General features: G+C 51.2%; 19 protein-coding genes and 1 riboswitch. Of the genes, 7 read left to right on the top strand and 12 right to left on the bottom strand.

Features of this window, described 5'->3' with window-relative positions:
• Window positions 1–129 precede the first annotated feature (129 nt).
• Window positions 130–795 (top strand): L,D-transpeptidase, encoded by a 666-nt coding sequence (locus QOS01_RS04695; protein ID WP_222258182.1) that lies wholly within the window; start codon window positions 130–132, stop codon window positions 793–795.
• Here the strand turns inward: QOS01_RS04695 and QOS01_RS04700 are convergent.
• Window positions 788–988 (bottom strand): hypothetical protein, encoded by a 201-nt coding sequence (locus tag QOS01_RS04700; protein ID WP_222258181.1) that lies wholly within the window; start codon window positions 986–988, stop codon window positions 788–790. The genes QOS01_RS04695 and QOS01_RS04700 overlap by 8 nt on opposite strands.
• A 13-nt stretch (window positions 989–1,001) precedes the next feature.
• Complete coding sequence (locus QOS01_RS04705; protein WP_283621316.1) at window positions 1,002–1,568, bottom strand: hypothetical protein; 567 nt, start codon at window positions 1,566–1,568, stop codon at window positions 1,002–1,004.
• 93 nt (window positions 1,569–1,661) lie between these two features.
• On the opposite strand from QOS01_RS04705, the gene QOS01_RS04710 reads away from it, so the two are divergent.
• A complete protein-coding gene (locus tag QOS01_RS04710) occupies window positions 1,662–2,882 on the top strand; it encodes a D-alanyl-D-alanine carboxypeptidase family protein (RefSeq protein WP_283621317.1) in 1,221 nt (406 codons plus the stop codon).
• An 89-nt stretch (window positions 2,883–2,971) separates the two neighbouring features.
• On the opposite strand, the gene QOS01_RS04715 is transcribed toward QOS01_RS04710, so the two are convergent.
• Together QOS01_RS04715 and QOS01_RS04720 are read right to left on the bottom strand one after the other, a co-directional pair.
• Window positions 2,972–5,110 carry an LTA synthase family protein gene (locus QOS01_RS04715; RefSeq protein WP_283621318.1) on the bottom strand — a complete coding sequence of 713 codons (2,139 nt, stop codon included), beginning with the start codon at window positions 5,108–5,110 and terminating at the stop codon, window positions 2,972–2,974.
• Between the two features lie 112 nt (window positions 5,111–5,222).
• Window positions 5,223–5,492, bottom strand: a complete 270-nt coding sequence (locus tag QOS01_RS04720) for a hypothetical protein (RefSeq protein WP_283621319.1) — start codon at window positions 5,490–5,492, stop codon at window positions 5,223–5,225.
• A 153-nt stretch (window positions 5,493–5,645) separates the two neighbouring features.
• Between QOS01_RS04720 and QOS01_RS04725 the strand changes: the two genes are divergently transcribed.
• Window positions 5,646–6,299, top strand: a complete 654-nt coding sequence (locus tag QOS01_RS04725) for a histidine phosphatase family protein (RefSeq protein ID WP_283621320.1) — start codon at window positions 5,646–5,648, stop codon at window positions 6,297–6,299.
• A 208-nt stretch (window positions 6,300–6,507) separates the two neighbouring features.
• Complete coding sequence (locus QOS01_RS04730) at window positions 6,508–7,533, top strand: cation diffusion facilitator family transporter (protein ID WP_283621321.1); 1,026 nt, start codon at window positions 6,508–6,510, stop codon at window positions 7,531–7,533.
• 57 nt (window positions 7,534–7,590) lie between these two features.
• Here the strand turns inward: QOS01_RS04730 and nhaC are convergent, their stop codons facing one another.
• The 3 genes from nhaC to QOS01_RS04745 all read right to left on the bottom strand — a co-directional run bounded on the left by nhaC (window position 7,591) and on the right by QOS01_RS04745 (window position 11,838).
• Window positions 7,591–8,964, bottom strand: coding sequence for a Na+/H+ antiporter NhaC (gene nhaC / locus QOS01_RS04735; protein WP_283621322.1), 1,374 nt, complete (start codon window positions 8,962–8,964; stop codon window positions 7,591–7,593).
• 360 nt (window positions 8,965–9,324) lie between these two features.
• Window positions 9,325–10,647 carry a nucleobase:cation symporter-2 family protein gene (locus tag QOS01_RS04740; protein ID WP_283621323.1) on the bottom strand — a complete coding sequence of 441 codons (1,323 nt, stop codon included), beginning with the start codon at window positions 10,645–10,647 and terminating at the stop codon, window positions 9,325–9,327.
• 75 nt (window positions 10,648–10,722) lie between these two features.
• A riboswitch (purine riboswitch) is annotated at window positions 10,723–10,820 on the bottom strand.
• A 100-nt stretch (window positions 10,821–10,920) separates the two neighbouring features.
• Complete coding sequence (locus QOS01_RS04745; RefSeq protein ID WP_222259995.1) at window positions 10,921–11,838, bottom strand: magnesium transporter CorA family protein; 918 nt, start codon at window positions 11,836–11,838, stop codon at window positions 10,921–10,923.
• A 144-nt stretch (window positions 11,839–11,982) separates the two neighbouring features.
• Between QOS01_RS04745 and QOS01_RS04750 the strand changes: the two genes are divergently transcribed.
• From QOS01_RS04750 to trxA, 3 genes are read left to right on the top strand one after another with little or no spacing between them, the layout of a single operon-like run.
• Window positions 11,983–12,888: an RluA family pseudouridine synthase gene (locus tag QOS01_RS04750; protein WP_222258172.1), complete on the top strand. Its 906-nt coding sequence runs from the start codon at window positions 11,983–11,985 to the stop codon at window positions 12,886–12,888.
• A gap of 31 nt (window positions 12,889–12,919) precedes the next feature.
• Window positions 12,920–13,675, top strand: a complete 756-nt coding sequence (locus QOS01_RS04755) for a TerC family protein (RefSeq protein WP_222258171.1) — start codon at window positions 12,920–12,922, stop codon at window positions 13,673–13,675.
• The gene (trxA, locus tag QOS01_RS04760) at window positions 13,675–13,992 is read left to right on the top strand and encodes a thioredoxin (RefSeq protein WP_222258170.1); all 318 of its coding nucleotides are present in this window, start codon (window positions 13,675–13,677) and stop codon (window positions 13,990–13,992) included. The genes QOS01_RS04755 and trxA overlap by 1 nt, the downstream gene beginning before the upstream one ends.
• Window positions 13,993–14,227: 235 nt before the next feature.
• Here trxA and QOS01_RS04765 read toward each other — a convergent pair whose 3' ends face one another.
• The 5 genes from QOS01_RS04765 to trpX all read right to left on the bottom strand — a co-directional run bounded on the left by QOS01_RS04765 (window position 14,228) and on the right by trpX (window position 19,799).
• Window positions 14,228–15,550: an MATE family efflux transporter gene (locus QOS01_RS04765; protein ID WP_283621324.1), complete on the bottom strand. Its 1,323-nt coding sequence runs from the start codon at window positions 15,548–15,550 to the stop codon at window positions 14,228–14,230.
• A gap of 127 nt (window positions 15,551–15,677) precedes the next feature.
• Window positions 15,678–17,075, bottom strand: a complete 1,398-nt coding sequence (locus tag QOS01_RS04770) for a C69 family dipeptidase (protein ID WP_222258168.1) — start codon at window positions 17,073–17,075, stop codon at window positions 15,678–15,680.
• An 81-nt stretch (window positions 17,076–17,156) separates the two neighbouring features.
• Window positions 17,157–17,921, bottom strand: coding sequence for an ABC transporter ATP-binding protein (locus tag QOS01_RS04775; RefSeq protein ID WP_283621325.1), 765 nt, complete (start codon window positions 17,919–17,921; stop codon window positions 17,157–17,159).
• Window positions 17,914–18,813, bottom strand: coding sequence for an ABC transporter permease (locus QOS01_RS04780; protein WP_222258166.1), 900 nt, complete (start codon window positions 18,811–18,813; stop codon window positions 17,914–17,916). The genes QOS01_RS04775 and QOS01_RS04780 overlap by 8 nt, the downstream gene beginning before the upstream one ends.
• The gene (gene trpX / locus QOS01_RS04785; protein ID WP_283621326.1) at window positions 18,810–19,799 is read right to left on the bottom strand and encodes a tryptophan ABC transporter substrate-binding protein; all 990 of its coding nucleotides are present in this window, start codon (window positions 19,797–19,799) and stop codon (window positions 18,810–18,812) included. Before trpX ends, QOS01_RS04780 begins: the two co-directional genes overlap by 4 nt.
• Window positions 19,800–19,881: the final 82 nt, after the last annotated feature.

Genomic DNA, 19,881 nt, shown 5'->3' on the forward strand with positions numbered 1-19,881 from the left:
ACTGGCATACACCAATCGAGATCTTCCTGCTTAATTTACGTCATTAAATTCGTTCAAGTTATTTCTTGCAATCTGCCATATAATAAAGTTGTTTTTATTAATTGTAAATTGAGAAAGCGGATAAATACTATGACCTTGAAAGTTAAACACTGGCTTTACGCAATCTTTTGCTTGTTAGTGGTTGGCACGGTGCTTAACCACCGTGTCCACACCCTTCGTGCCCAAAAAGCCCGGATTGCGCGCCAGGCTAAAATTAAGCGCTCCCGGCGCCAGGCGGCTAAACAGCGTGCAGGGGTTGCGCAACGGAATGCCAATATGCGAACGCCCATTAACTGGCGGAAATCATCGGAAACAATTCCTTACCCGGACCTGAAACAGGCCAAGGATTTGTGGGTTAAGGTGTGTCTTAAAAAGAACCGGACCTACGTTTACGACGGCAAACACATCATCTACACTATGTACTGCACCGGGGGAATTTACCAACGGGATGACAAGACGGGCAAGATGAAAAGCCTAACCCCGACTGGCACTTACCACATTCAAAACGAGCGCGGTGACCACTTTTACAATGCGCAGCTGAACGAGGGGGCCAATTACTATGTCTCCTGGCTAGACCACGGGAAGTACCTTTTCCACAGTGTCCCGACGGTTGGTAATGGCAAGTATAATAAGACCGAAGCCGCTAAACTCGGCAAGACGCAGGGGTCCCACGGTTGTGTCCGTTTGTCCGTTCCGGATGCCCGCTGGTTCTCGCGAAACGTCCCCGTTGGAACGAAGATTGTGGTTACTAACTGAGTTGCAGGTGAATGTACTTGAGACCCAGGATGACGATATTTACGATCAAGAGGGTAACAATTGCCGTTAAAAAGGTAATCCGTACAAGTGGAACCAGCAGGATTAAGAGGTCATAAGCAATCATTGCAATAATGAGGCCACAGTTACAGAGAACCAGGTTCCTGATAAAGCTTTTGGGAAAAATACTGAACATGGTGATCACCTTCCTAACGGATAATAATGGTTGTTCCCTTGGGCAGGGACTGGGCCCACTTTGCATCGGGTGCGGATAGCTGAATGGTGTTGGCGACCTTAGCCGGCTTGGTTAGCCACTTGTTGCTGACGGGGTGCTGGTCCTTGCTTACTGGCGATTCAAAGTAGTAGTGATGACCAAACTCAGCCCAGTTCTTGGCAGTAACCGTATGCTGGCCCTGGACGTGGAAAAGCTGCTGACCATACTTACCTTGACTGGTGAAGCGGCCAGGTTGGGCGTTAATCTGGGCGTGCATGATGTAGATCACCTTATGCTTGCTCAGGACAAAGACCTTCTGCATTCCGGGCTCCGCAATCAGGCGCAGGTCGGTCTGCTTTCTTAAATTAGGGTAACTGCGGTGTTCCGACGCCTTGTACAATCGTGCCCAACTCAGGAGGTTGGTATTGTAGACCTGGCTGGTGCGGCGTGCTTCGGGGATGAAGTGACTGCTGTCCAGGTAGCAGCGGGCATTGATGAAGAGGATGACAAGCAAAAGAATCACCCCCGCAATTTGACAGAGGTGTTTGAATTCGCGATTCATTACTGGTTTAGCCCCTTTCGGAAGAATACTATTACTATCTTACCGTTATTTTTGAAACTGACAAACGCAATTTAACAAAATGGGAGAAAATTCATGAAAAAATTTTTTTCATTCTTAATCGCGCTGCTGCTTGCACTAAGCGTGGCAACCGGCGCGTCAGCTAGTAAACGTATTGATGCCTCGGCGGCGGTCATGGTGGATGCCTCAACTGGTCAGGTTATTTATGAGCAAAACCCGAATAAGAAGTTGCCAGTGGCGTCCGTCAGTAAGCTACTTACGATTGCTGTGATTCATGACGAACTGAAGCAAAACGTCATCACCGCTAACAGTAAGGTCCAGGTGACACCCGACGTCGCAGCCATTTCCAACGACCCTAGCTATTCTAGTATTGGCCTGCAGGCGGGGCAGTCGTATACTGTCCGGGAGTTGGTCAACGCGGCGATGGTCAAGTCTGCCGATGGGGCAACCCTTGCCCTGGCAATGGCGGACGGCAGTAACATTGAGGAGTTTAACCTTAAGCTCCAGCAAAAGGCTAAGGACCTCGGCTTGAAAAAGTGTTCGATCGTGAACCCGGTGGGCCTCACTAATGGTGACCTGAAGAACTTGAAGTTGAACCAGTACTCGGATAAGGCGGAAAACGCCATGACCGCTGCCGACGCGGCCATCTTAGCCCGTTACCTTATCCGGTCATATCCGGATATTCTCCAGGTAACTGCCCAGAAGAGCGCCAGTTTTTACATTGCTAAAAATAAAACCGTGAAGGAAGAGAACTTGAATAAGATGCTGCCTGGCGATAAGTACACGGTAAGTGGCGTCCAGATCGACGGCTTAAAGACCGGGACCTCTGATGCCGCCGGAGCGTGTTTTGTCAGTACCGGCCTTTACCGCGGCCACCGGATCATCACTGTGGTCCTCCACGCCAACGGGAACGATAAAGATGCCCGTTTCACGACAACCCAGCAGCTTTATAACATGCTGAAGCAAACGCCCCTCCAGGAAATTACCCTGCCAAAGAATTTGCGCCAGCAGCGGGTTGCTAACGGGAACCAGCGGACCACCGATATCAAACCACAGAAGCTGATGATCTGGGGGAGTAAACCAGTCCGCCACTACACCTTAGCGGTTAACTATGACCACCAGAAGCAAAATAAGCGGGGAAGGCTCTTGGCCCCAATCAGGAAGAATGAACGGGTTGGTGAGATTGAGCTATCGAGCCCGGACATCCGGACAATTAATGGCGAACCGCTGACCTATGACCTCTACAGCGAGGAACAGGTCCCGCGGGGCAACTTCTGGCAGCGGCTGTGGCATTAATATAAAGAGAATATGACGATTCAAAAATGAGCGCCAGCGTTCGGCTTTTACCGAATACTGGCGCTCATTTTGTTTTGGCTATGAACTTCCTACTGGTTCTTATTATTGCCATCCGGGTTAGTAATCTTAATCCGGTTAGAATCGGTAGAAGAGTGATTTTGTTCTGGAGCATCGGTGCTGTAATCATCAACCGTCGATTGGTTGTTGTTTTCGCTAAAGATACTCGTCGACTTATTGCCCTTCTTCTTTTCAATCCGTTGAGCCCGCTTCAACCCGTTGGAGTAGTTATAATCAGCGGGGTTAACAGCCTTAAAGCCCTTCGGATGGTAGAAGCGAAGGAGGTTCTTTTCGTTTAAGGAATCGGAAAGGCCCAGTTCCGTGTTGACCAGTTTCTGGTCCTTTCGTAACTTGGCCCGCTGCTTCTTGGTCAACTTGGCCTTCTTCCCGGTCCGGTTGTTATAAATAGTGCCACTAATACTGGTGTAGTGCGGTGTAACAAAGTCCTGGTTCCGGAAAGCAACGACTTGACTGTGCTGCTTTGAGAAGAGGTCGGTCCCAAACTGGATATAACGTTTCGAACTGATACCAAGTAGGTGGAGGAGGGTTGGCAAGACGTCAACTTCGCCCCCATAGGTATGGACGATGTGGCCGTGGTTACCGGCGTTAGGGATGACGAACATTAACGGTACCCGTTGTAGTTGGGCGTTGTCAAAGTCCGTCCAGTCATCGGCACTCTTTCCGAGAACCCCCGCTAACGAAGTGTTCTCACTATTGGAGATTCCGTAGTGGTCCCCATAAATCATGATGATGGAGTGGTTGTAGAGTCCACTCTTCTTAAGGTAGTTGAAGAACTCTTGGACCGACTGGTCGAGGTAGTGGGCGGTAATGAAGTAGTTGTCCACGTTTTCGTCCCCAGAATCCGTGGTTTGGAAGTTCGGGTCCTTATCCTCGTCATCGAGGGTGTATGGGAAGTGGTTGGTGACCGTAATGTACTTGACGTAGAAGGGCTGTTGGAGGTTTTGCAAGTACTTGATGGAATCCTTGAACAGCAGCTTATCCTTCAGCCCGTAGCCGGTCGACTTGTCACCCGAAGTGTCGAAGTAACTAGCGTCGAAGAAGTACTGGTAACCGAGGTTCTTGTAAACATTGTTCCGGTTCCAGAAACTGGCGACGTTACCGTGGAATACCGCGCTGGTGTAACCGGCCCGCTGCTTGAGGATAGCCGGGGCCCCTTGGAAGGTGTTGTCACTACCAAGGGTGGCAAAGAGAGAACCTTGGGGAAGGCCAAAGGTACTGGTCTCCAGGAGGTTTTCGGCGTCACTGGTCTTCCCCTGGCCAACCTGGTGGAAGAAATTATCAAAGGCGTAGGTCTCTTTGCTGTGGTAAAGCGAGTTTAGAAATGGTGTGACTTCCTGCCCGTTGATCTTCTTGTCAATCAGGAATTGCTGGAAGCTTTCCAGGTGGATGATGATGACGTTCCGTCCCTTGGCAATCCCGAACATCTGGGGGTTAGCCTTGGCATAGTGCTTGTCGGTAAACTTCTTGACCTTTTTTAGCTCGGACTTAGTAGCGCTCTGCCGCATATCATTAATGTGCTGGGACTTCACCAGGTCGTATCCGGTAAAGGTGTCAATCCCCAGGTACTTAACGATGTAGGTCCGGTCAAACGTCCGTCCCAAAAGCTGGGGCCGGTCCATTTCGGCAAACGAGAGGTTTACCCCGAAGAGAACCAAGGCCATTGAGGTAAAGGCAAAGGCGAGCCGCGACCCGATCGCCCGCTTATCAAAGCGAATCTTTTTTAAGAGCATCAAGACGACGATGACGACGATATCGAGCCAGTAGAAGACGTCGTGAAAGTTTGTCAGGGCAAGCGAACTGCCACTGAGCCCCTGGTTAACCTTCGAATAGCCCGTCATGGTGGCAATCGTCATGAAGTCGGTAAATTCACGGAAGTAAATAACGTTCAGGTAGAGCAGGAGCGTATTGGCAATATCGAGGCCCATCAAAACAGGGTAGAAGAAGCGCGCCCGCTTAAAATAAAATGCAATACTATAGATTAAGGCAGTGGTTGCTACGGGATTAAACAGCAAAATGAGGTACTGGAAAAATCCGGAAGCCCCCAGCTTAAAATCAGTGAAGTAAGCAAACAGGGTTTTAAACCAAAAAAGGACGACTAGGAGGGTGAAGAACCCAATCCTAGTGTCCACAAATTTGCTTAATTTTTTCATTAGGAATGTTCCTCGCAATCAATGTTTATATTTAATTGGTTTTGACAAATCAGAACCATTTTATCACAGATTGCAAGTAAACAATTGGCATGGTTTGTTTCGTTGCGAAAACTTAATTCTTTGCGACCGCTGGAACGGGTGCTGGGGCCGCCAGCCAGTCGTAATGAAAAAGCCGTTTCAAATGCCGGTTAACAGGGATCCAGATCCCCGCCTTCAAGATATCTTTTAAAGAAGCCAGCATGGTCTTATCCTGCCGGTAAGTCTTAGAAAGGGGGATTCGCAAAGTCTGTCCATCTTCAGTAACAACCTTCACCGTTCGACCTGTCACCGCCACAATCCGGGCGGCAACGATGTCAGAATGAGTTGTATCTTTAAGTGTCATATTGATTCCTTCCTTCTATATTCTTCAGTGTACGGAACAGATATGAAGAAAATGTGTTTAAAAGTCTAAGCTCATCCTAAGCTTGATGCCGTGGCTTTACGCTGATGAAAGCGGTAAAATAATAATGAAGTCTTAGAAGTGGAGGTTATGAAAATGACAAAGTTAAACTTATACCTCGTTCGTCACGGCCAAACCTATTTCAACATCTATAACAAACTACAGGGGTGGAGTAATTCACCACTGACGGCAAAGGGAAAGGAAAACGCCCGGCAAGCGGGTGAACGACTCAAGGATGTTCATTTTGATGCGGCATTTTGTAGTGACACAACGCGGGCAATGGAGACAATCCAAAAAATTCTGGACATGAACCAGGCGGATTCGGTTAAGCACCCGACCACTACTCCTTACTTCCGGGAGGAGTTTTACGGCTCGTATGAGGGAACCAACATGGACGTTGCCTGGTATAACGCGGGCGCCCCGCACGGTCTTAAGACCTTCCGTGATATTGTAACCAAGTATTCGATTGGCCAAGCAAAGGATTGGCTGAAAGATGCCGATCCCTTTCACGATGCGGAAAATAACCAGGAATACTGGGAACGGGTGGATAAGGGAATTGAACTTATCCGCAACGCTGATCTGCCAGAGGATGCCAACGTTCTGTGGGTAAGTCACGGTAATACCCTCTTGAGCCTGGTTGAACGCTTCGGCGGTGGCAAGTATGACGTGACTGTTCGCCCCGCCAATGGTAGTTTGACGCAGATGCTTTTAACCGATGATAACATCAAGGTTGTTTCATACAATAAATAGGTCGGTATGTTTCGCGTGAAACAAGTATTGAGAAAGAACTTTTCTTTTAACACAAAATAAGCGGTGGCCTTCAGTGCTCGGCCTTCCGGGCATTGGGGGCCTTTTGTGTGCTACGGTAGGGCACCTCACGGCATACAGAATTTATGTCACGATTCCTTGGTGTTTGCGGTATAATCGACCCTGATACTTTTTAGGGAAGCGGGTAAAAATGACTAAGTTTATGCAGCACACCAAGGGTGAGATGGCCCAGTGGGAGGATACCCAGGCCAAGGAATTAGTAAAGATTCGGGCATCCCAGCGTCACCTCATTTATAACGTGGTGGCGTACCTATTGATCTCAATTATTGAGTACTGGCTTGCGGCGGTTAGCAAGTCCCAGACACTGCGGGCGGATGCCTTTAACAACCTTTCGGGAATTATTTCCACCGTCCTTTTGATGTTGGGCCTACACATTGCCCAGGACGTTGACGATGATGACATCATCGGGGCTAAGCTTCCGGAAGACGGCTACCAGGAACACCTGGGAACGGACCAGCGGGTGCAGTTTGTCCGTTGGCGGTACGAGACGGTTTTCTCCCTGGTAACGGCCGTAGTGATGGTGGCCATTGCCCTGAGCGTCATTATCGATGGTATCAAGGGCCTCTTAAGCTCGAATGACCGGGTAGTGCCCCAACCGATTGCCATCGTGGGGGCCGGGATTGCGTCAGTGATTATGCTAGTTGTTTGGTACATGAACCGGCAGACCGGCCGCAAACTGCAAAACGCGGCCCTGTTGGCTTCGGCCCAGGATAGCTTGAGCGACGCCTTCACGAGTATTGGAACGATGGTCGCAATTGCTGGCGCCCTGCTCTTTAACCTCACCTGGCTCGATGGGGCCACCAGTATTGTTGTCGGCTTCTTTATCCTGTATTCGGGACTGAAGATTTTCTTTGAAAGCAGCCTGAACTTGACCGACTACTTTGATCCTAAGGCCGAGCATGAGTACGGGCAGGCAATCTTAGCGGTTCCGGCAATTCAATACATTGCTGAACTGAAGGCCCACTACAACGGTAATCTGGTTACTTTGGATGCCACCCTGGTCGTTGATAGTAAGATGACGGTTCTGGAGAGTTTCCAGCTATCGGAACGGATCGAGCAGATGCTCCGCGAGCGCTTTGGGATTATCGACGCCGATATTTCCTTTATCCCCGATCCACGATCATTTACGGATAAGGATGTTCATGGCCGGTTCTAAAGATACAAAAAGAGGATGAAAATAAGCTGAAGCTTTTTCTCATCCTCTTTTTTATCGTTAGTTTTGTGGGGTACTCTTCTTCAAGCCAATCCCGGTAAAACCGCTGAGGATGGAGAAGACCGGTGAGAACAGGCTAAAGAAGGCAAAGGGAAGGAAGTGAAGGACAGGGACCCCTAGCGTGGAGGCGGCGAAGGAGCCAGCCACGCCCCATGGAATCAGGTAGTTGATGACACTTCCCCCGTCTTCGAGGACCCGGCTAAGGGCTAACGGGGCCAGTCCAATCCGGCTAAACGCGGGCTTGAAGGCCTTCCCGGGAAGGATGACGGAGAGGTACTGTTCGCCGACAAACAGGTTGATCCCAATCCCCGAAAAGATGGTTGTTGTAACCAGGGGACCAGGCTTGCGGAGGTGCTTTACCAGGGGTTCCATTGCCACCTGGACGACGTTAAACTTCATTAGGATGCCCCCAAGTGAGAGGGTAACGATGATTAAAGAAACGGTCGCCATCATGCTGGTGATCCCACCCCGGGACAGCAGGGCGTTAACGGCGGCGTCACTAGTGTGGGCCACGAATCCCTCGCTGATTAACGTGGTGAGGGATTTTAATGACTCGTGCGGGTTCTGGAAGAAGATCATCCCGACCGTTACTAGGATATTGATAAACAGTGTTGGAATGGCCGGGATATGCTTCCAAGCGCAGGCAAACATCAGGATGATCGGCAGGAGGGCCCACCAACTGATAACGAAATGCTGGTTTAAGATGGCGGTCGTGTGGGCAATCTTGGCGGCACTCATCTGGTTACTTGAGTTCCCAAGGACCCAAAAGAGGACCAGGGAAACGATGAAGGACGGAATCGTTGACCACATCATGTTTTTAATGTGGGCGAAGAGGTCACTGCCGGCAATTGCTGATGCCAGGTTAGTCGAATCGGACAGTGGGGACATCTTATCACCAAAGACGGCCCCCGAGATGATGGCCCCGGCAATGAGGGCCGGGTTAAGGTTCATCGCCATCCCCATCCCAAAGAGGGCGATCCCAATCGTGGAAATGGTGGTGAACCCACTCCCGATTGACAGCCCGACCAAGGAGCAGACGATGAAGGTCGATGGGATGAAAAAGCGACTCGAGATTAGCTTAAAACCAACGACCATGATGGCGGGAATAATCCCGGCCTGAATCCAGACCGCAATGAGGGCCCCAATTAAAATGAAGATGAAGATGGGGATGATCGCGGTGCTGATTCCTTCGGTGATTCCCTGGTGGACGTCCTCCCAGGAGGCGCCCCGCAGTCGCGCCCAAAAGATCAAGAGGGCGATGGTAAAGAGAACCGGGATCTGCGGGGAAAGGCCAAAGTGGATAACGGCCGTCCCCAGGATTATGAGCATGATGATTAAGATGGTGAGTGCTTCACCAAAACGAACTTTTTTCATGGTTATTCCTCCTCAATAGTTTCTTAATGCTGAACGTTAGCTATTGGGATAGCGAATTACACCGCCACAGTTACTCACTTCAATTCCTCCTTACGAAAAAACGCCCCGTTGAATTTTGCTTCAACGGGGCGACTGTTTTAAACCGCGGTACCACCCGAGTTATGGAAATACTCCATCCTCATATCAGGTGGTAACGGCACTGAATATGGCCGGACAATTATTTATCCGTGATAATTCGACATTCTCCGCCTGACCGGTTCGCACATCCCCACCGGCTCTCTGACACCGAACGAAGCGTCTACTGAAACGTTAATTGTTAAAGCTATGATAGCGTGTGAATAATTCTTTGTCAATGAATATTTATTCGTGCCGGGCCCACTTGTGGTTGAAGAGCAGGTTCAACAAGACGGCCGAAACACTGGTAACCACGATCCCGTTGCCCAGGATGATCTGGACTTCCGTTGGCATGTGTTGAAAGAGCTGGGGGTACATGGTAATCCCCAGGCCGAGTCCAATTGAAACCGAGGCGGTCAGCAGGTTGGCGTTCTTGGTGAAGTCCACCTTGTGGAGAATTTGGACCCCCTGGACCCCGACCATCCCGAACATCACGATCATTGCACCACCCAGGACGGGTTCGGGGATGACCGTTGCCAGTGCCCCAATCTTGGGCAGGAGTCCCAAGATCAGGAGCAGGAAGGCGGCATAGTAAACTGGCCGCCGTGTTTTAACCCCTGACATCTTGAGAACTCCCACGTTTTCCGAGAAGGTTGAGTATGGGAAGGTATTGAACAGACCCCCAAGGACGGCCGCAATTCCTTCCGCCCGGTACCCGCGTTCCAGGTCCTGGGTAGTTAACTGACGACCGGTGATGTCACTGAGGGCAAAGAAGACCCCGGTGGATTCGATCATGGTCGTCAAGGACACCAAAATCATGGTGACCATTGCACTGAGGTTAAAGCGGGGAACCCCAAAGAAAAACAGCTGTGGGGCGTGGAACCAGGCTGCTTCACTGACCGGGGTCAATGAGACCTGACCTAAGCCGCCGGCGATAAACGAGGCGAGTAGGATTCCAATCAGGATGGCAATTGACTTCATGAAGCCGCGGGCAAAGGCGGAAAACAGCAGGATAATGACGATGGTCAGAAAGCCAATTAATAGGTTAACCGGGGCACCGAAGGAACTAGCAGATGCGTTTCCCCCACCGAGGTCCTGGAAGCCGACCGGCACCAGCGTAAAACCGATAATCGTGATTAGTGAGCCGGTGACGACCGGTGGGAAGAAGCGCTTGAGGTGGGCAAAGAAGCCGGCAATTAGGAAGACAAAGATACCGGCCGCAATGATGGCCCCGTACATGTAGGTAATCCCCAGTTTACCCCCGATGGATTCCAAAGGCGTAACCGCCTGAACTGCGCAGCCAAGGACAACCGGCAGGCCGATCCCGGTCAACGGCGTTTGCTTGAGTTGGAGTAGGGTGGCAACCCCGCACATGAAAATGTCAATTGAGACCAGGTAGGTCATCTGCACCGTCGAAAAATGCAGGTAGTGACCAATCAGCAGGGGGACCAGAACATCTCCGGAGTACATGGCCAAAAGGTGCTGAAAACCCAGGATAAAGTTACGCCACTGGCTAGCAAAGTCGGTCGGTGCTTGGTCGTTCTTTACAGTTGCGGATACTTGCTTCACGAATTATTCCTCCCAATATGAAGTTAATTCGCGGCCTATAAAAAAGCTCTCCTTGCCTTTTGCAAAGCAATGAGAGCTTATGTTCAAATTGCTTATAGTCCAGAGTTTATGGCTCCGGGTAGAGACTGCCGTCCGTATTACGGCATTATATAGGCCACTTGTTTAGTAAATTGCATTGTTGATATCCTACCATGTCAAACCGCTGATGACAAGCACCTTGTTCGGATTTTCCGGTAGTCTCGGATAAGATGAACATAAAAGTTCGTTAACGTCTCATTTCCACCAGCGCCGGTTAATAAGGAAGATTACGCAGGCGACCATCAGGATCAGGGTAATCATCAGGGTGAGTAACCAGGAGAGGTTGCCGTTAGCCAGGGGGAGCTTAACGTTTTCCCCGTAGAATCCGGAAACAATCGTTGGAATCGACAGGACGATCGAGTAAATTGTCAGGTACTTCATCGTTTGGTTCAGGTCACTATCCAGGACCTTGCTGTAGGCGTTTGAGACCCGCTCGGAAACGTCCGATGTCATTTGGGCCATTTCCAGTCCCTGCTGGGCTTCAACGATAACGTCATCGAGGTCGTTACATTGCCGGGTCGACATCCGTTTAAGAAACCGCCGCTTAAACTCTTCCAGCAGGGAGACGTTCCCCTTGAGTGACGTCAAGATGTAGACCAGGCCGGTCTCGATTTCCATGAACTCGGTGATTGCCTTGCGCCCCGTCCGCTTCTGCAGGTTCTGCTGAATTTGCTGCCGCTGTTGGTCGACTCGCCGGAGGGGACCAAAGTAGCTGGTGGAAAGGCGGTAGAGAACCGGAAAAACCAGGTTAAGCTTGTCAGTGACTGGGCCCCGGCGGTGAAGCGTCTTTAGCTCGTTGGCGATGATTCCGTTGACAAAGTTCGTCTTCGCGTTCGTGAAGGTGATGATGTTATTCGTGGTTAACATGATCCCAATCGGCGCCGTTTGGGGAGCCGTCACCGCGTGGGTGGGAACGTAAACGTCGAAAATGAGCAGGGTAACCCCGGCGTCCGGGTCGACTTCCACCCGTGCTTTTTCGTAGGGGTCAATGGCATAGTCAAGCAGCTCCTGGGTCACTTCGTACTTATCGATCAGGTCGACCCGTTCGCGGGGCAGGGGCTCAAAGACACTGATCCAGTGACTGTGGTCGTTGATTTTTTCCGCGCTTAACAATGCCATTCATCTCCTTAAAAATACTTATAATATTATTCAACGATAGAAACGGGGAAAAGTAAAGTCAGACCGCTAAATCAATATGAAAGCTTCACAATTTCCCGGGAAATATTTAGAATAAAGAGGTCTAAAGGAGGGGACAAGATGGGAAATATCCGTTGGAAAATCACTGAGCAACTGGGTCCTAAGCAGGCAGTCAAGAGCCTCCGGGAACTACTGCATGACCAGTGGCTGCTGCCTAACCGCTACATCCACTACTTGCGTCGCCGCCACAACGTCTTGGTCAATGGCCACTACCAGTACGTCAATGAACCCGTCCGCCCTGGTGACCAGGTCACGTTGCGGTTTGTGGGCGACGAATTGCGGACGCCGGATGCCAACGACTACGTGCCGACCCCGCATCCCCAGCTTCAGGTCCTCTTTGAAAACCGGGATGTTATTGTCGTTAACAAGCCCCGGGGCCAGAAGAGCCACCCTAACTACCATGGCGAGTTAGGAACGCTGATGAACGATGTGGCGGGCTACCTGAATGGCAGTGCCTACATGGTTCACCGCCTGGACCAGGAAACCAGTGGGGCGATGCTGGTTGCCAAGAATCCGGTAGTGGTTCCCATCTTGAACCGCCTGATCAGCAGTGGGCAAATTCACCGGCAGTACCTAGCTGTTGTGGCGGGGCAGATGAGTAGGGACGGGGAGCTGGCCTGGCCCATTGGTAGTGACCCGACTGACAAGCGGAAGTACATGGTTGGTGGGCAAAACGCGAAGGCCGCCCGGACCCTTTACCACGTCGTTGCGGTAAACCATCGGTATTCGTTAGTCCGCCTGCGCCTGGTAACCGGGCGGACCCACCAGATTCGGGTTCACCTGGCCCACGCTGGCCACCCCATAATTGGGGACCCCCTCTATAACGCGCAACCGGCACCGGCAATGCTGCTCCACGGTGCTATTCAGGAACTGGTCCTCCCCTTTACTTTCCAAAGAAAAGAAATTCAGGCACCTTTACCACCATATTTTCACAATTTTCTGGTAAAATACGACTTAGTTAGATAGATAAATATAAACATAAAAGGGAGGACATTAATTGTCACTTTTAGAAAAGTTATATGGACCGTTTTTTGATCCACATAACTGGGCAACGGTAATTACTTCGGGTCAAGACTGGCTAATCATCTTTTCATTGGTAATGATTGAGTGCCTACTGTCGGTTGATAACGCGGTTGTCTTGGCTGCCCAGACACGGGTGTTGCCAACCCTAAAGGAACAAGAGGAATCACTCTTCTACGGTATTTGGGGTTCATACCTCTTCCGCTTCCTAATTATTGGGGTGGGAACCTACCTGATCAACTTCTGGGAAATTAAGGTAATTGGCGCTGCCTACTTAATTTATCTGGTGTACCGTTTCTTTGCCGCCCGTTACCATGGGAAGCGGCGGCGGAGAAAGGTCCGCAACAGTGCCGCTGGGTTAAAAGGGCGCAAACTCTTTTGGACGGTGGTTGCCCAAATCGAGTTTATGGACATCATTTTCTCGGTTGACTCTGTTTTGGCTTCGTTGGCTATTTCTGAAAACCCCGTAATCGTTCTAATTGGGGGAATAATCGGGATTGCCTGCATGCGGGGGGTCGCGGAGATTATCATGAAATTGATGCGGCGGATTCCTGAGCTGGAGCCGATGGCCTATATTCTGATCTTTATCATTGCCATCAAGCTCTTCTTGACGATCCCCGCAATTGATATTGAGATTCCATCGGGGATTTTCGGTATATTTATTCTATCTGTTTTTGCCTTGACGATTATTATTCATTTCGTCCGGCGGAATAAGAACAAGGAGCAAAACTAATGGCAATTGAAGCAACTAGTGAGAACTTTGACCAAGAGGTGCAAGGACCAGTGACCGTGGTTGACTTTTGGGCCCCGTGGTGTGGTCCCTGCAAGATGATGGCGCCGGTTATGGACCGCCTGGAAAAGCAGTTTGCTGGCCAAATCAAGTTTGTGAAGTTTAACGTGGATAACAACCAAGAAATTGCGGAGCGTTACAAGGTAATGAGTATCCCGTCCCTGGTCCTCTTTAAGGATGGCCAGGCCAAGGAAAAGGTGACGGGGGTATACCCAGAGGCTAAGCTCGCCCACTATCTGAAACGCAAGTTAGCTGAATAATAAACAAGCTGGGAAAAAAGCATCAGAGTGCTCCGTATGGCTAGTATAGGACGATCGTTAGCACGGTACGGGCTGGCGATTGTCCGTAATCAATGGACTTGCTTCGCGGCGCTAGACACTAGGAGCACGCTTCGACGCGCAGCAAGCCTATTTGGTTTTTCCGCGATTACTATGTAATATTCGAGAAATATAAAGAAGGGTGAGAAAAAATGTGATTTTTTCTCACCCTCTTTTTTTACTCAAATTTTGGCTGGTAAATTCGGTAGAGAATAATTGAAAGGATAAAGGTCAACAGGTCCGCAACCGGTTGGGCCGCAATAATCCCGTGGTAACCGAATAGGCTGTTCATCAGGATGATTACCAGGGCAAAGATCAGCCCCTGCCGGCAAAACGAAAGCCAGAAGGCCGGGACTGCCTTCCCCATCGACTGGAACATTGTCGTGAAGACCAGGATGATCCCCGATAAGACGGCGGACGAACTTAGCCAACGAATCATGCCGGTCCCTTCCCGGATAACGGTCGGGTCCTTCATGAAGAGCCGAATTAAGAATGGGGCAAAGATGATTAGCAGGATTGTCATTGCAATGGCCAGACTGACAATCACCATGATGTCGAAACGGACCGTGGCGTTGAAACGCTTGCGGTCCTTGGCCCCGTACGTGTAACCAATTAGCGGTTGGGCGCCAAAAGCCAGACCAACGACAATCATGTTGGTGACCATACTAATCTTAAGGGCGATTCCCATTGCGGCAACACTGCTGGCCCCGTAAGTAATCAGGTAGCGGTTGGTCAGTGCAGTGGCGAAGGTGGCCATTAGGTTAGTAATTGAGGCCGGAATCCCGATGGCATAGATTTCCCACTGGAGGTGACGACTGATCTTGGTCTCCTTAATTGAGGTGGTCAGTTTCTTACTCTTGTAGCGGGTGTAGTAGATCATGATGACGTCACCAATTACGGTCGAGGTGACGGTGGCTAAGGCCGAACCTGCAGCCCCCCAGCCGCACGTGAAGATAAAGATTGGGTTCAAGATGATGTTGATTCCCGTCCCGGTCATGCTGGCAATCATCGACTGGACCGCTAATCCTTCGGTCCGCAGAATATTAGTTGGTGTAAGACCGAAGATTACGAAGGGCGCCCCCCACGCCATTACCAGGTAGTACTCGCGAGCGTATTTCCAGGTATTCGGCGAAGCCCCGAGCAGGTGCAGGAAGGGAGTCTGGAAGGCGACCATCAGGATGGTGACGATGATTCCACAGATGATGGAGGCGTAGAAACAGTATCCGCTGACGTAGCGTCCCGTCTTGTCACGGTGCTCACCAAAGAGGCGGGAAATGACGGAGCTACCGCCCAGGCCGAAAATGTCTCCCAAGGCAATCATCAGGGTGAAGATTGGTGCCCCCTGTGACACCCCGGCAACCAGGTCCGGGTTCTGCGTCTTAGCGACGAAGAAGGTGTCGACCATGTTGTAGATCAGGGTGACCGTCATGCTCAGCACGACCGGCAGTGCCAGGGTGAAGTAGGCCTTCTTAATTGACGTGTGTTCAAATAACTTATCCATGCGCAAAATTCCTCCAACAGTAACTATTGTACGAAACCTATGGTGGAAAAGTCACGCTAAAAGTTAGTCCAGTGCTGATAAAAAAACACCCTCGTCAGTTTGAGGGTGCTTAGAAAAATCTTCGTTATTAATAGTTGAGACGAATCTGCAGCGACCCGGTTTCGACCATGTCGCCAAGGCACTTCATTGCGTAGTTATAGGCTCCCTGGGCAGTCTTTTCGTTTGCTGCTTGCAGGCACTCCTGGACTTTCTTGCCGGTCAGCTTAGCAGCGGCCTGGTCAGTGGTCATCAGAACGTGCCGCCCGTAGGCAATGGTGTTTTGCTTCAGGTCCTCGAGCATTGCGTTGTAACGCTTCGGGTGGTCATCGGCAATCGTGGTGATGGCGTGGGTCAGCCAGTACATGTTACTAATGTTGAACTTCGCCTGTGTGTCCCGGTACTGGGCAGGGGTATCCGCCACGTTCGTGTAGAACGGGGCAATGCCGTTGAAGGCGTTGGGACCGAATGCTAGCCAGCAGATGGCGGCAATGTCTTCGGGCACGTCATTACGGATCTGCATGATGTGGATTTCCTGGTTCCGCTGGAAACCAATTGGCCGGAAGGCGTGCTGCTCGGCAACACTCCCCCGGTCACTGTATGGATCGTATGGGGTGTGCTGGTAGCGAGAGCTCAGGGCGTATTTGAAGTCTTCAATCGTGAGTAAGTGTTCCGGCTTCTTGGCGAAGGGCAGGTCTGGGTTATCTGGCTCTTCAACGTCGCTCGGGTTGAAAAGCTTTTGGATGTACCACTGGCGCGGGATGTTGTAGTCGTAGTCGGAATCGTTGTGGCTCCCGAAGATGTGGCGGAAGTTGTAGCTTGTGCCGCCATCAATGTTGAGGTGGTGGTCCTTGATCATGTCTTCAAGGTCCGCGGAGGCCATCGTGTCCGCCGCCTGGAAGTCAAAGTCAGTGATGCTGAACCAGTTTGGGGCCACCACATATGCATCGTCGGGGACCCGTTTGGCAGCCCAGTGGTGGCCACCGATGGTTTCCATGTACCAGATATCGTCCTTGTCGGAGAAGATCACCCCGTTGGACTCGTAGGTTCCGTACTTCTCAAGGTAGCGGCCGAGCAGCTGTACCCCCTCTTTGGCCGAGTGGATGTAGGGCAGGACGATGGTGACAAAATCTTCTTCACCGATTCCGGCCTTGTTCATCGGGTCGATACCAAGAACGCGGGGGTTGGTAGTGCTGGTTTCGGTTGCTGACATGGCAACGTTAGCGGCGTTGATTCCACCTTCGCCCCAGATTCCCATTTTCTTTTCGTTTGTGGGGATTTCCGGCAGGGCGGTGTAGCGGAGGGGGTTGTCCGGCAGGTCGACCTTACACTTAGAAGTGATTGATTGGTAATTTTTTGGTTGTTGGTCGGGGGTAACCACGATGAACCGTTTGGGGTTAAAGGCGTGTCCGTAGTCTTCGTTTCGGGCGATCATCGTCGAGCCATCGGCGGTAGCTTTCTTACCAGCAAGAATTGTAGTACATGGCATATTAATGTCCTCCTTAAATGATTATTCACTCCCCATTGTAGGCCTAAGAAAGGGCTTCCTCAAATGGAAGCTGGCGGAAGACTAACTTTCGAAGTATTCGTACAGGTCCTTGGCCGTCAAACGAGCCTTGTCAGCCCCTTGGTAGTCCGCCTTGATTTGACCGTCTTTAAGGACGATCAGCCGGTTGCCGTACTTGATGGCGTCCTCCAGGTGGTGGGTGATCATCAAGGCCGTCAGATGGTCCTGGGTGATTCGTTCGTTCGTGGCGTGGATGAGGTTTTGACTGGTGTGGGGGTCAAGGGCAGCGGTGTGTTCATCTAGCAAGAGGACGTCCGGTCGTTTGAGGGTGGCCATCAGGAAACTCAGGGCCTGCCGTTGGCCACCGGAGAGGGCACCCGTTGCGGTGGTCATCCGGTTTTCCAGGCCGTTATTCATGGTGGCGGCCAGCTTGGTAAAGCGGGCCATGTTCCCCTTGAGCTTCCGCAGGGTGAGGTGACGGCGCTCCCCCCGTTTCGTTGCCAGCAGCATGTTTTCCGCTACCGTCATCCGGGGAGCCGTTCCCAACTTAGGGTCCTGGAAGACCCGTGCTAAGAACGTTGTCCGCTGCTCCTCGGTGGTCTTGGTGATGTCGTGACCGTTGTGGAGGATTTCCCCGTAGTCGGCCCGGAGGTTTCCCCCGATAACGTTGAAGAGGGTTGACTTACCGGCCCCGTTTGTCCCCACGATGGTAATGAAGTCGCCTTCGTTAATCTTGAGGTTAATCCCCTTGAGGATGGTCGTTTCGTTGCTCGTCCCCTTGTTAACGATGGTTTTGACATCCTTTAGTTCTAAGATGGGCTTATTCATGTGGCCGCACTCCCTTCAAAATTGGTTTACGAATCTGCAAGTGACTTTCCAGTTGGGGAATCATCATGCAGATTGCCAGAACGATTGATGAAATCAGGTTGAGGTCGTTGGCGGAGAAACCGAGCTGGAGAACGACCAATAAAATAATCCGGTAGATGATACTGCCGAGGGTTACGGCCAAGAGCCGTTGGTTAAGGGTTAACTCGCCGAACGCCACTTCTCCAATGATGATGGAGGCCAGGGCGATAACGATGGTCCCAATCCCCATGTTGATGTCGGCGTAACCGTTGTTTTGGGCGATTAAGGCCCCACAAAGGCCAACCATCCCGTTGGAAACCATCAAGCCAACGATCACCATCTTGTCGGTATGAATCCCCAGTGACTTGGCCATTGTTGGGTTATCACCGGTTGCAATGAAGGCTTGACCATAGTCGGTTGCTAAGAAGAGGACCATCAGGATGGTGATGATGGCAATCACGATGACGCCCATCACGACGCTGTCAAAGTATTGGGGGAGGCTCGTCATGAAGTGGCCACTGAAGAGGGTCTGCTTACCGAGTAGTGAAATGTTGGACTTCCCCATGATCCGGAGGTTAACGGAGTAGATTGCGGTCATGGTTAAGATCCCCGCCAAGAGGCTGGGAATCTTCCCCTTCGTGTAGAGGAGGCCGGTGACAAGGCCGGCGAGCATCCCGCTGACAACCGCTAGGAGGGTTGCCAAGAGGGGGTCAATCCCGTGCGCAATGGCGGTTACCGCGGTGGCGGCCCCGAGAGGGAATGTCCCTTCAACGGTCATATCACAGAAGTCGAGGATTCTAAACGTTAGGTAAAGGCCCAGACCCAATAAAGCCCATAATAATCCTTGCCCGATTGCTGATACCATTAGATTCATTGATAGATCTCTCCTTTCGTTTTGGCTTCGTGTTCAAAGCCCTGCGGTACTTGTAAGTGGAGGCGGCGGGCCTGCTTCAGGTTGAGGACGGGCTCACCGTGGCGGACATATTCGATTGGCATGTTGGCCGGTTTCTTGCCCTTCAGAATTGCCACCGTCATCTTGGCACTGCGGACACCGAGCTCGTACTGGTTAACACTGTAGGTTGCCACGCCCCCCTGCTTGACCATTGTGTCAGAGGCGGGGAAGACCGGCTTGTTGGCGGCGTTGGCGTTCTTGACGAGGGTCTGCATGGCCCCGGCAATGGTGTTGTCGGTGGGAACGATGACGGCATCGACTTCCTGGAGCATCTGCTCGGAGACCTGGTTGAGGTCGTTGCTATTGGCGATTGAGTAGGCCTTTAGGTTGATGCCCATCTGCTTGCATTCCCGCTTGATTTGGTGGTAACCGGCGACGGCGGAGGCATCACTTGAGGTGTAGATTACCCCTAAGGTCTTCATCTTTGGCATAAAACGCTTGATCAACCCCAGCTGTTCTTTGATGGGCGCCTGGTCGGAAACACCGCTGATGTTGCCACCCGGGTGCCGGTTGTTCTTAATCAGGCCCGCACTCTTCGGGTCGGTTACCGCGCCCAGGACAATTGGCGTCTTGGTAGTCGAGTTAGCGACGGCCTGGGCTGCCGGGGTGGTAATCCCGTAGATAACGTTGCAGTTGTCATTGACCAGTTTGGAGGCCATTGTCTTGAGGTTACTCTGGTCCCCGTTGGCGTTTTCGTATTCAATCTTGATGTTCTTTCCATTGTGGTACCCCTCACGTGCTAGTTCGTGAACGTAGCCCTTGTAAATTTGGTCTAGGGCCGGGTGGTGCATCAGGGTTAGGACCCCGACCTTTGGCACCCGCTGTTTAACAAAGCCCCCATTTTCCTTAAAGAATGCTACACCTAAGAAGGCCACTAAAAGTGCGATTAGGGTATACATTCGCTTCATCATCTTCACACCTTTCTAATATAAAAATGGGAGTCCACATTGCGGGACTCCCATTTTGAAAGCAAAATAAAAGTCCGCATGT

This window comes from Limosilactobacillus avium, from assembly GCF_947381485.1.
Classification (GTDB): domain Bacteria; phylum Bacillota; class Bacilli; order Lactobacillales; family Lactobacillaceae; genus Limosilactobacillus; species Limosilactobacillus avium.